The sequence below is a fragment of the Caldifermentibacillus hisashii genome (assembly GCF_039654145.1).
Lineage (GTDB): Bacteria > Bacillota > Bacilli > Bacillales > Caldibacillaceae > Caldifermentibacillus > Caldifermentibacillus hisashii.
In genome coordinates this window covers 1-12,500 of record NZ_CP155467.1, presented here as the reverse complement: position 1 = coordinate 12,500, position 12,500 = coordinate 1, and the positions used below count along the sequence as shown (strand labels likewise).

The window sequence follows — 12,500 nt, the reverse complement described above, 5'->3', positions numbered from 1 at the left end:
TGTCTCAGTCCCAGTGTGGCCGATCACCCTCTCAGGTCGGCTACGCATCGTCGCCTTGGTGAGCCGTTACCTCACCAACTAGCTAATGCGCCGCGGGCCCATCTGTAAGTGATGGCAAAAGCCATCTTTCCTTATCTCTCCAGGCGGAAAGATAATCTATCCGGTATTAGCACCGGTTTCCCGGAGTTATCCCGGTCTTACAGGCAGGTTACCCACGTGTTACTCACCCGTCCGCCGCTAACCAACAAAAAGCAAGCTTCTTATTGGTTCGCTCGACTTGCATGTATTAGGCACGCCGCCAGCGTTCGTCCTGAGCCAGGATCAAACTCTCCAAAAAAAAGAGTTGATTGCTCAAAATTAAAACTGACTTAAATGGTTTATTAAAACGCTTTGTCTTGTTCAGTTTTCAAGGTTCAATTAAGCAGCTATATTATTATACATTTAATATTATTGATTGTCAACTACTATTTATTTTTATAATAATATTTATTTCTGCTTTTAAAAGCGACTTTTAAATAATAACATCGAAATTAGTTAGTGTCAATACTATTTTTAAAAACATTTACTAATCTTACTAAGCCAATATAGTCAAAATTAACAGGACACTATATTTTTGAGTTTCCACTTATGCCAATCCTTAAACTAACAATCATTTAACAAGACATTCTCTAAATAAAAACAGAATGTGAAGGAGATCGGTCAGTTATTTAATATTTCCTTTATTGAAATATCATTCTGTTCATTAAGTTGAATGACTTCATTACTCTCAACTAGTTGAATTACGGGTCTTGTCGGATAACGATGATCAATAAATAATATTTTACCAATTTGATGAGTAGATAATTTAATAAGCATATTAATTGATAATGGCATTAAACAATTTGTTAATGTTTGTAATACGGAAACATCCAGTTTTCCAAACATTTCTCTTGTCATTATTTCAATTGCTCTAAAAGGAGAAACCTTTGTTTTATAAATGCGGTTACAAATTAAAGCATGATATACATCTGCTATTGCTATTATTTTTGCATAAAGATGTATATTCTTCCCTTTCTCCTTTAAGGGATAACCACTTCCATCAATTCTTTCATGATGCTTTAAAACAGCTAACTTTGCACTTGTACTTAATGAAGGTATTTTTTGAAGCATTTTATAACTATATGTTGGATGAAGTTTAATTTCTCTTTGATCATCATTATTTATAATATTTTGGTTTAGTATTCCCGGATTTACCCTTGCCATTCCACAATCACATAAAGAACCTGCTAATGTAACCTGAAAACATTCTCCACGGTTCATATTTAATCTTTTTGCTAAATACCCGGAAATCAATCCGACTGATATGGCATGGTGATAAATATAATCTTGCACATTTTCAATATAATTTTGTAGAAATAAAACATGGATAGGTTCCTTTTCTAATTGTTCAAAAAGAGGAATCACCAATCTCCTTATAATACTAATATCTACTGTACCTCCGGATTGCCAACGTTGAAACTCTTTTTTATACTCCTTAACGACTTCCTGATAATGTTGCTGAAAATACAACAATTTTTTATCATTTTGCTTAGATTCAGATATGGGATCAATTTGATGATTTTTTGCCTTTTTCTTAATTAATTTTTCACTGTTATCTGCTTTTACTGCCTCTACTTCTTTGACTGCAAATGCATTTAAAACATCAATAACTTCATTTGTAATTATTGTATCTTTCGGGACAATCGGGTTTTTCGTTAACCCGTTAACATTTTCAATTAGCCGTAGACCTGCTTCTGGTTTCAATTGAGAAACTCGCATTTTCATTAATTCTTCATCCTTTATTAAGTTATAAAATTGTACAATGCATTCTATTATTTATAATCGGATTTTTTCTTTCATTTTTTTATATTTCTTTTATAAATTTACAGTTTTTCCTGGTGAGCTGGATTTTACCCTAAATTAGTAAAATTGCCTTAAACCCTGATACCTCAACATTCTCTATTAAACTAGAAACATTGATTAATTATAAAATTATTTATTTTAAATTTTTATAAGGGCAAGAATACTTTGTGATATTATGATGGTTGTAAAAATTACATTTCGAAATTGATTTAGTTAATTAAACTTTTAGCTGCGGAAACGATTTCTTTTTGTGTGTTACGATATAATTTTGCAGTGGTCTTTAAAAATTTAAAATATTGTTTTATCAATTGAGTCATTTGCTGAAAATCATCCTTAAATCCTTTAATTTGGTTAACAAATGTAAGATTACCTTCCAGATCGTTCAAATTGCTTTTCAATCTTCTTAAATCATCCGCATAATCTTCCATCCGGTTTGACTGTAACTCTGCTGCCCACGTATTAATTTCCAAAATATCACCCACTTTAATACATATATTTTTAAAATAATCCAATTCTAATTAATTTTCAACATAAAATTATTGTTATCTTTGGTTGAAATATATGGTTTACATTCTGAACTCAGACGGGTGATTTAGTTCTACGCCAAGCAAAATTCCTGGCGGGTAATACTATGCTCCTGTATCACTTGTGGAAGTTTTGTTTCTTTAAACATCTTATGTTATGTTTTTTCATCATTTAGATTTCAGGCTCATTCGAAAGACCCAAATCATAATTTGTACTAAATTCCTTCCCTTGTATACTGCATAAGTTCCACTTCTCATCTAATCCCTCCTATTTTATAAGAGATGCCCGTCCACGAAATGTCCTAATCGGATGCATTACCATATAAAAAATCCCTTTTCCCATCTCAATCGGATTCGTAACGACCTGCCAAATTCCTGCCAATCTAGATACAGCAACATCAGCTAAACCTTTTACGACTCCTCCAATAAAATCCCCAGCCGCTTTAAACCCGTCTAATAACTGTTCTCACCAGGACTTTTCTTCCGGCCTTTCCGGTATTTGGGATTTTACTTTATCATCTGCTTTTCTATACAAATCCATTGATGTCTCAATAAACTGATATAGTCTAGTCAATTGATGTTCAAGATCATTTAGGTCTGATACCGCTTTATTTATTTGATTATCAATTCCTCCCCTAGTACGGATTTGATAATCAATTCCATGCCGAACCAACGCTACCCCCGTTTCAATCGTACGGATCTTCTTTGCCAAATCATTAACACCTTATCGATTAACTTAATTTTCAATATTTAGAATTTATATATCATACTCATATGATGATTAGTACCCAAAAAGGATTTATAGAAATATTTGCACCAAATATAGTATCGTTGTTCTTTGTCAAGACACAATATTTTGTTATTTGAGCGTGATGTCCTTGAAAAATGGGCTTTTTGGGTGGTAACCATATGATACTAAAAAAATATTAAAAAACACAGATTTCAAAGGGGGATTTTTATAAAATAGGAGAAAAGTCTTAGGATGAATAAAAGGGGAAATGTTCGATTTTAAATCTCAAAAATAATAGAGACCCTAGGTAAAAAAAAGACAGCCCATACAAGAAGAGCTGCCTCAATTATTTATTTATACGTATTGATCACCGGTTATATAAAAATCCAGTAACAATACAATTTCTCTTGATTGAGCATTTTAGCAATCAATCATCAGATTCATTATCTATTTGTTCTGTTCCTGCTGGTGAGCTATCTGTTTCGGTATCAGCCGTTATCGGTTGATCAGTTTGAGACTCATCATCCTTTTCCACTTTTGCCACAGCGGTAACTGTACTGTCATCCGTAAGTTTAATTAATTTTACGCCCATTGCATTTCGACCGATTCTGGAAATTCCGGAAACCGCCATTCGAATAATGATCCCGTTATCGGTAATAATCATTATGTCTTCATTTTCTGAGACTGATTTCATGGCCACGAGTTGTCCATTTTTTTTCTGAATATTGCATGTCCGAATCCCTTTACCGCCGCGATTTTGAATACGGTATTGAGAAGCATGGGTCCGTTTTCCATATCCTTTTTCCGTAACAACTAAAACATCTTGATCTTCCTCTAAAATTTCCATGCCAATTACTTCATCATCTTTACCCAAAGTAATTCCTTTTACCCCTGAGGCAGTCCGACCCATTGAACGAACATCCGTTTCAACAAAGCGGATCAGCATTCCTTTTTTCGTACCGATGATAATATGCTTATTTCCATCGGTTAGACGAACAGAAATTAATTCGTCTCCTTCACGCAGATGGATAGCAATTAGTCCGTTGTTACGAATATTTGCGAAGGATGATAACGGGCACCGCTTGGAAATTCCTTGTCTTGTTGTAAAAAATAAATAAGCTTCATTATCTAATTTTTGCACAGGAATCATTGCATTAATATATTCATCTTTTTCAATTTCTATTAAATTGATTATAGGCAAACCTTTGGCTGTTCTTGAATACTCAGGAATGCGATATCCTTTGATTTTATAAACCTTCCCTTTATTTGTGAAAAATAAAATCGTGTCATGGGTAGAAGTGGTAATTAAATTTTCAACAAAATCATCCTCATTTGTTCCCATGCCTTGAATTCCGCGACCACCGCGTTTTTGTGTACGATAGGTGGAAGATGGAGTCCGCTTAATATATCCTTTTCTTGTTAAGGTAATAATGACGGATTCTTCCGGAATTAAATCTTCATCATCAATTTCCTCGTCCCCACTAGTTGTTATTTCCGTACGGCGCTCATCATTATATTTATCTTTAATTGCAGTTAATTCTTCACGAATAATTTCCAGTATTTTTTCCTCATCTGCTAAAATTGCCTTTAATTCAGCAATTAATTTAACAAGTTCCGCATATTCTTCTTCAATTTTCTCCCGCTCCAAACCTGTCAAACGTTGCAGACGCATATCCAAAATTGCCTGAGCTTGTTTTTCCGAAAGACCAAAACGAGTCATTAATCCTTCTCTGGCAATATCGGTTGTTTGTGAACTGCGAATTAAATTTATCACTTCATCAATATGGTCGAGAGCAATACGTAAACCTTCTAAAATATGAGCCCGTGCTTCTGCCTTTCTTAATTCATATTGCGTTCTTCTTGTGATAATTTCCTTTTGATGTTCCAAATAATAGTATAGCAATTGTTTAAGATTAAGGACTTTCGGTTGACCGTTCACAAGGGCAAGGTTATTGATCCCAAAAGTAGTTTGCAGGGCTGTATGCTTATACAAATTATTTAATAACACATTGGCATTCACGTCTTTTCGGAGTTCCATGACAATCCGCATACCTTGACGATCGGATTCATCACGTAATGCCGTAATTCCGTCAATTCGTTTTTCCCTGGCAAGTTCGGCAATTTTTTCAATCAATCGCGCTTTATTAACCATATACGGAATTTCTGTAACAACAATGGCTTGTTTACCATGAGCCATTTCTTCAATATTGACTTTTGCCCGTGTGGTAATGGAACCTTTACCGGTCATATAGGCTTTTCGAATGCCGCTTCTTCCTAAGATTAATCCACCTGTTGGAAAATCAGGACCCGGTATAAATTGCATTAATTCTTCAATGGAAATATCAGGATTATGACTTAATGCGATAAGCCCATCAATCACTTCACCAATTTGATGGGGAGGCATATTGGTAGCCATACCAACGGCAATACCGGTTGTCCCATTCACTAATAAATTTGGAAATCTCGATGGCAGTACAACCGGTTCTTTTTCTTGACCGTCATAGTTATCTTGGTAATCAATGGTATCTTTATTGATATCCCGCAGTAATTCCATGGCGATTTTGGACATTCTCGCCTCTGTGTAACGCATAGCTGCTGCAGAGTCACCATCGATGGAGCCAAAATTACCATGACCATCAACTAACGGATACCGTAAGTTGAAATCTTGGGCCATCCGCACCATCGTTTCATAAACTGCCGAATCCCCGTGCGGATGATATTTACCAATTACATCTCCAACAATACGGGCACTTTTTTTATGGGGTTTATCAGCTGTATTACCTAAATCATTCATCGAATATAAAACACGTCTTTGAACCGGTTTGAGACCGTCACGGACATCAGGAAGGGCGCGGGACACAATAACGCTCATTGCATAATCTAAAAAAGATGTCCGCATTTCCTCCGTTATTCTTCTTTCATTAACTTTTGAACTGGGTGTTTCAGCCATTAAATAGCGAACCTCCTTTTCCCATTCAGGAAATTTACACTTCAATTAATTTTTCATTATATATCCAAATTTTTGACATAAACTGCATTGTCTTCAATAAATTTTCTTCTTGGTTCAACCTGTTCCCCCATCAGCATTTCAAAAGTTTCGTCCGCTTCAATTGCATCATCTAATTGGACTTGCAAAAGTGTACGATTTGCCGGATCCATCGTTGTTTCCCATAATTGTTCCGGGTTCATTTCACCTAAACCTTTGTAACGCTGAATACCGGGCTTTGGACTACCAGGCAAAGATTTCAGAACGTCTTCCAGTTGGCTATCATTATAAACATATTCAACCCGCTTTCCTTGTTGGACCTTATACAGAGGTGGTTGGGCAATATATACATAACCCGCTTCAATAATTTGTCTCATAAAGCGGTAGAAAAATGTCAATAATAATGTTCTGATATGGGCACCGTCAACATCAGCATCTGTCATAATAACAATTTTATGATACCGGGCTTTCGATATATCAAAGTCTTCACCGATCCCGGTTCCGATCGCCGTAATCATGGAACGGACCTCATTATTGGATAAAATCCGGTCTAATCTTGCCTTTTCGACATTCAAAATTTTCCCTCGGAGCGGCAAAATTGCTTGGAAATGACGATCCCGTCCTTGTTTTGCCGAACCGCCCGCAGAATCTCCCTCAACGATGTAGAGCTCACATATAGACGCATCATTTGATGAGCAGTCGGCCAGTTTCCCCGGCAAGCTTGATATTTCAAGAACATTTTTACGACGGGTCACTTCACGGGCCTTTTTTGCAGCCAGTCTGGCACGTGCAGCTAAAATTCCTTTATCGACAATTTTTCTTGCTACACTTGGGTTTTCTAATAAAAATTTCTCAAATGCTTCTGAGAAAAGAGCGTCCGTAATCGTTCTTGCCTCAGAATTTCCTAATTTTGTTTTTGTTTGCCCTTCAAATTGCGGGTTTGGATGTTTGATCGAGATAATGGCGACAATGCCTTCTCGCACGTCTTCTCCTGATAAATTTTCGTCTTTATCTTTTAAAATCCCATTTTTACGGGCATAGTCATTAATAACCCTTGTTAAAGCCGCTTTAAAACCGGATTCATGGGTACCGCCTTCATACGTATGAATATTATTGGCAAAAGAATAAATAATACTTGTGTACCCATCATTGTATTGGATGGATATTTCTATCTGAATACCGTCACGCTCAGCTTCAATATAGATCGGTTCCTCAAACAAAACTGTTTTTGACTTATTTAAACTGGCAACATAAGATCTAATTCCACCTTCATAGTGAAATTCTTTTTTTCGGTATTCTCCCCGTTTATCTTCAAGGGTTATTCTTAAGCCCTTATTTAGAAAGGCGAGTTCACGAATTCTTTTTGCCAACGTATCAAAGTCAAATTCAATTGTTTCTGTGAAAATTTCCGGATCCGGTGTAAAATGGGTTGTTGTCCCGGTATGATCGGTTTCCCCAACTACTTTTAAGTCAAATAACGGCAAACCACGGGAATATTTTTGATAATGGATTTTTCCGTTTCGATGAACATATACTTCAAATTCACTTGATAATGCGTTAACGACGGAAGCACCAACACCATGGAGACCCCCGGACACTTTATATCCGCTGCCGCCAAACTTTCCGCCGGCATGAAGAACGGTATGAATAACTTCAACAGCGGGTCTTCCTACCTTTTCCTGAATATCAACAGGGATACCACGTCCATTATCTTTAACAGTAATGCTATTGTCTTCTTCTATGATCACATCAATTTGGGTACAAAAGCCGGCCAGTGCTTCGTCTATACTATTATCAACAATTTCCCAAACAAGATGATGCAACCCTCTTGAACTGGTTGAACCGATGTACATACCCGGGCGTTTTCTTACAGCTTCCAAACCTTCAAGCACTTGGATTTGGTCTGCGTTATAGGAAGTTTCCTGAATTTGTTTTTCTTCCATTGTCAAAATCTGTCACCTAACTTTCTCCAAAATCTCTATTCTTCACGATCAAATCAAATTGCCATTATTTACTTGAAATATGCTGGCTTTCGTCAATGTTTCATGGTGAATACCGTCTATGTTAGTTGTGGTTACAAATGTTTGTACTTTCCCTTGAATTGTACTTAATAAGTGAGATTGTCTATAATCATCCAATTCTGATAATACATCATCTAATAAAAGAATCGGAAATTCACCGATTTCGCTATTAATTAACTCAATTTCGGCTAATTTTACTGATAATGCTGTTGTACGTTGTTGTCCTTGTGATCCAAATGTTTGAACATCCCGACCATTTATTTCAAACAGAAGATCATCGCGATGAGGACCAAACAAAGTCATACCTCGCTCAATCTCTTTTTGTTTTTGATTAATAAATTTATCTTGATATTTATTAATCATTTTCGACAAATCGTCCTCTTCCGATACATCTACAGAAGGTTTATAGTAGATCTGTAAATTTTCCAATCCTCTGGAAATGCTAAAATGAATGGTTTTTGCCCATTCTTGTAGTAAATGTAAAAATTCAAATCTCTTCTTAATGATTTTTACGGCAAATTCAATTAGCTGCTCCGTGTAAATATCGAGCATCGTCATATCGGTTTGTTTTTTTGACTGCAATAATTTTAAATATTGATTTCGTTGATGTAATACTTTTTGGTAGAGACTAATATTATTTAAATAAACAGGGGAAACTTGGCCAATTTCCATATCAATAAATCTTCTTCTTATTCCCGGGCTTCCTTTAACAAGATTGAGATCTTCTGGAGCAAACATAACAACATTTATATTTCCGATATATTTGCTTAGTCTTACTTGTTCCAGATGATTACATTTTGCCTTTTTGCCTTTTTTCGTAATGAGCAATTCGAGGGGAATCGTATTATTTTTTTTTTCTACCCATCCTTCTATTTTAGCATAGTCTTTGTCCCAATGGATGAGTTCTTTATCATTTGAGGTTCGATGTGATTTAGCCATAGCCAGCACATAAATGGCTTCCAGCAAATTTGTTTTTCCTTGTGCATTTTCACCAATAATAACATTTACTTTGTTCTCAAAAGGAATACTTAATTGATTATAATTTCTGAAATTTTTTAAATCCAGTTGTTTAATATGCATTGATTTACATCCTTTAAGAGCTTTGAATGATAATAAAAGAATCACCATTTATGTCAATACAATCACCATTGCGCAGTTTTCTTCCGCGGCGATTTTCATAATCACCGTTAACTAACACTTCATTTTCTTTCAAAAACCATTTGGCCATACCACCGGAACTTACAAAATCTGTCATTTTTAAAAACTGACCAAGCGTAATATATTCTGTGTCAATCTTCAACACATTTGCCATTGTTACCGATCCTTTCATATACTCCAAATTCTATTTTACTAAATATCTGAAAAAGAAACAAAGTCCATGATGTTTTCTTGAATAGTCATTTTGCACTTTATCGAACAATTGATGGTTTATTTTGAGGAAAATAAGGCAGTAATTAGGGGTAAAAACATAAAGGGGAAAGCCCCTAATTATTGTAACATACAGGAATAAAAAGATTAAAACTGCAATCAGCAGGGAACCAATATCCCCGCCGATTGCAGAAAAGCTCTTATCCCACCCGTCTTCCCCATTCACTCAAATCGAGGTGGGATTCCTTCACTAGTCAATGAGTGTCCACTGATTGCTTTCTAAAATGTTCTTACCGGTAAAATTAATTGTAAAATGGTTTCGTCCTGATCTGTTTTGATAACAAAAGGACGCATCGTTCCGGTAAAGTAAATCGTGGCTTCAGATCCATCGATGGCTCGTAAAGCGTCAATCATATATTTTGCACTAAACGAGATTTTTATTTTTTCCCCTTCAATAGATAAACTTTTTACTTTTTCAACCACTTTTCCAATTTCCGGCGTGTAAGAAGTGATCTCGATCATGTTCTGTTCCATTGTCGTAAATTTCACGACATTATTTTTTCCTTCACGTGCCAACAGTGAAGCACGATCGACAGCTTGGAGAAACTCTTTTGTGTTAATTTTCACCTTTGTTTTATTATCAGTCGGAATTAATTTTGCTGTATTCGGGTATTTTCCTTCCAACAATCGTGAATAAAATAAAAGATTTTTCGCTTTAAATAAAATTTGATTCGTGGTAACAAAGATTTCAACCAATGTTTGATTATTATCTTCTAAAATTTTTATTAATTCACTTAAGCTTTTACCTGGAATGACAATATTATAAGCTTGGTTATTGGCAAATTCTGTTTGTAAAGTTGCTTTTTTTAAAGCGAGTCGGTGACTATCTGTGGCGACTGCAATTAGTTCATTATTTTCAAAAACCCAATGAATACCGGTTAAAATCGGTCTTGTTTCCGATTGTGAAACAGCAAAGACCGTTTGTTTAACTAACGTAATCAATAAATCCGCCGGCATTGTAAAACTATGTTCACTATCAATGATCGGAAGACGAGGATATTCCTCTGCATCCAGTCCATGAATGACAAATTCTGCATTTCCTGAATGTATGACGGTTTTAAATTGATCATCGACCGTTATTTCTATAATTGAATCGGGTAATTTTCTTACAATTTCACTAAAGAAGCGAGCTTGCAACACAATCGAACCTGGTTCAATAATATCGACCAGTTCCGTATCATTTTCCTCTTTTGGGATGAATGATTTAATCGATATATCCGAGTTACTTCCTGTTAAAGCAACTCCTTCATCAGTTGCATCAATTTTTATTCCAATCAAAATCGGAATGGTTGTTCGTGATGCGACCGCTTTGATTACATCTTGGATACTTTTCGATAATCGCTCCTTTTGAATGAGAAACTTCATTTTTCATCCTCCAATATATAATTATATTTAAAAATAAAAATAAAGAAGTAATAGTAATATAGACTGTGGATTTGTGGATAAGTGGCAACACGAATGTAAAATACAGTCTATCCACATGTGGACAGACTGTGCATGCTTTTGAAAATTTATCAACAATGTGCACAATTCTATTATAAATAAAGAATTGTATTTAGGAAAATGGTAGTTGTATAAAATACTTAGATTTTCAATTTATTTTCCAACTCTTGAATTTGTTTTTGAAATTGTGGATCGGTTTTTATTAAATTTGATATTTTTTCATGGGCATGAATGACAGTAGTATGGTCTCTTCCGCCAAATTCTTCGCCAATTTTCGGCAATGAAAAATCGGTCAGCTCTCTCGATAAATACATGGCTATTTGTCTAGGGAAGGCAATCGACTTTGTTCGTTTTTTTGCAGAAAAGTCCTCTAATTTTACTCCAAATTGTTCACCGACAACTCTTTGGATATCTTGAATTGTAATGACTCTTGGCTTGGAGCTAGGGATGATACTCTTCAAAGCTTCTGCGGCTAAATCTGCATTAATATCTTTATTTTCCAAAGACGAATAAGCAACGACACGGATTAACGCACCCTCCAGTTCACGGATGTTCGAGTCGATTTGATTCGCAATATATAACATAACTTCATTCGGTATATCTAGTCCATCCGCTTTTGCCTTTTTCCTTAGGATGGCAATCCGTGTTTCTAAATCCGGTGGAGTAATATCCGTGATTAATCCCCATTCGAAGCGGGAACGTAAGCGATCTTCCAAAGTAGGTATTTCTCTTGGCGGTCTGTCACTCGAAATAATAATTTGTTTATTTTCTTCATGCAATGTATTGAACGTATGGAAAAACTCCTCTTGGGTTGATTCTTTTCCGGCTAAGAATTGAATATCATCGATAAGTAAAATATCTACATTACGATACTTATTGCGAAAGTCATCCGGCCGATTGTCGCGGATCGAATTAATAAATTCATTAGTAAATTTTTCCGAAGTTAAATACACCACTTTTGCCATTGGGTTATGTTCCAAAACGTAATGTCCGATCGCATGCATTAAATGGGTTTTTCCGAGGCCCACACCGCCGTAAATAAAAAGGGGATTATATGCTTTTGCCGGTGCTTCAGCGACAGCCAGTGAAGCAGCGTGAGCAAAACGGTTACCTGATCCGATGACAAATGTCTCAAATGTATATTTGGGGTTCAACATATGTTGTGCGGAGTCAGTTATAACTTCCGGTTTTGCTGGTTTTTTATTCGCTGGCGAAACCATTATCGGGTCATCCATATTGGATTCAGGAATGACAAATTTTAATGACATATTTTCTCCGATTAATTCATATAAAATTTCTGTAAGGATTTCTTTATAATTCCCGTCAAGCCATTCCCTTGCAAAATCATTGGGTGCTTCAACAATTAACGTGTTTTTGTTTAATGCAATGGCCTTGGTTGACTTAAGCCAAGTTTCAAAACTCGGTTTACTTATTTTCTTTTCAATGACATTTAACGTTTTTCCCCAAAGGTCATCGATATTTTCCAA

9 protein-coding genes and 1 rRNA gene (1 of these 10 running past the window's edge) are annotated in these 12,500 nt (G+C 35.6%); all 10 read right to left on the bottom strand.

Annotated elements, in window-relative coordinates; translation table 11 throughout:
• Window positions 1-337, bottom strand: a 16S ribosomal RNA gene (locus NSQ14_RS00050); it reaches 1,214 nt to the left of the window's first position.
• A 362-nt stretch (window positions 338-699) separates the two neighbouring features.
• Window positions 700-1,803, bottom strand: coding sequence for an HD-GYP domain-containing protein (locus NSQ14_RS00045; RefSeq protein ID WP_270578179.1), 1,104 nt, complete (start codon window positions 1,801-1,803; stop codon window positions 700-702).
• Between the two features lie 287 nt (window positions 1,804-2,090).
• Window positions 2,091-2,351 carry a hypothetical protein gene (locus NSQ14_RS00040; protein ID WP_034766754.1) on the bottom strand — a complete coding sequence of 87 codons (261 nt, stop codon included), beginning with the start codon at window positions 2,349-2,351 and terminating at the stop codon, window positions 2,091-2,093.
• Between the two features lie 520 nt (window positions 2,352-2,871).
• Window positions 2,872-3,117 carry a hypothetical protein gene (locus NSQ14_RS00035; RefSeq protein ID WP_041845515.1) on the bottom strand — a complete coding sequence of 82 codons (246 nt, stop codon included), beginning with the start codon at window positions 3,115-3,117 and terminating at the stop codon, window positions 2,872-2,874.
• A 445-nt stretch (window positions 3,118-3,562) separates the two neighbouring features.
• Window positions 3,563-6,085, bottom strand: coding sequence for a DNA gyrase subunit A (gene gyrA / locus NSQ14_RS00030; protein ID WP_346216735.1), 2,523 nt, complete (start codon window positions 6,083-6,085; stop codon window positions 3,563-3,565).
• Between the two features lie 56 nt (window positions 6,086-6,141).
• Entirely contained in the window at window positions 6,142-8,064 is a 1,923-nt protein-coding gene (gyrB, locus tag NSQ14_RS00025) for a DNA topoisomerase (ATP-hydrolyzing) subunit B (RefSeq protein ID WP_251246666.1), read from the bottom strand.
• Between the two features lie 48 nt (window positions 8,065-8,112).
• The gene (recF, locus tag NSQ14_RS00020) at window positions 8,113-9,222 is read right to left on the bottom strand and encodes a DNA replication/repair protein RecF (protein ID WP_034766748.1); all 1,110 of its coding nucleotides are present in this window, start codon (window positions 9,220-9,222) and stop codon (window positions 8,113-8,115) included.
• 13 nt (window positions 9,223-9,235) lie between these two features.
• Window positions 9,236-9,454 carry a S4 domain-containing protein YaaA gene (gene yaaA, locus NSQ14_RS00015; RefSeq protein ID WP_034766822.1) on the bottom strand — a complete coding sequence of 73 codons (219 nt, stop codon included), beginning with the start codon at window positions 9,452-9,454 and terminating at the stop codon, window positions 9,236-9,238.
• A gap of 335 nt (window positions 9,455-9,789) precedes the next feature.
• A complete protein-coding gene (dnaN, locus tag NSQ14_RS00010; RefSeq protein ID WP_034766747.1) occupies window positions 9,790-10,935 on the bottom strand; it encodes a DNA polymerase III subunit beta in 1,146 nt (381 codons plus the stop codon).
• Between the two features lie 218 nt (window positions 10,936-11,153).
• Entirely contained in the window at window positions 11,154-12,500 is a 1,347-nt protein-coding gene (gene dnaA / locus NSQ14_RS00005) for a chromosomal replication initiator protein DnaA (protein WP_034766745.1), read from the bottom strand.

What these genes read in the sequence shown, in the direction of transcription:
- NSQ14_RS00045 (WP_270578179.1), bottom strand. Translation starts at nt 1,803, where the DNA reads ATGAAAATGCGAGTTTCTCAATTGAAACCAGAAGCAGGTCTACGGCTA.
- gyrA (WP_346216735.1), bottom strand. Translation starts at nt 6,085, where the DNA reads ATGGCTGAAACACCCAGTTCAAAAGTTAATGAAAGAAGAATAACGGAG.
- gyrB (WP_251246666.1), bottom strand. Translation starts at nt 8,064, where the DNA reads ATGGAAGAAAAACAAATTCAGGAAACTTCCTATAACGCAGACCAAATC.
- recF (WP_034766748.1), bottom strand. Translation starts at nt 9,222, where the DNA reads ATGCATATTAAACAACTGGATTTAAAAAATTTCAGAAATTATAATCAA.
- yaaA (WP_034766822.1), bottom strand. Translation starts at nt 9,454, where the DNA reads ATGGCAAATGTGTTGAAGATTGACACAGAATATATTACGCTTGGTCAG.
- dnaN (WP_034766747.1), bottom strand. Translation starts at nt 10,935, where the DNA reads ATGAAGTTTCTCATTCAAAAGGAGCGATTATCGAAAAGTATCCAAGAT.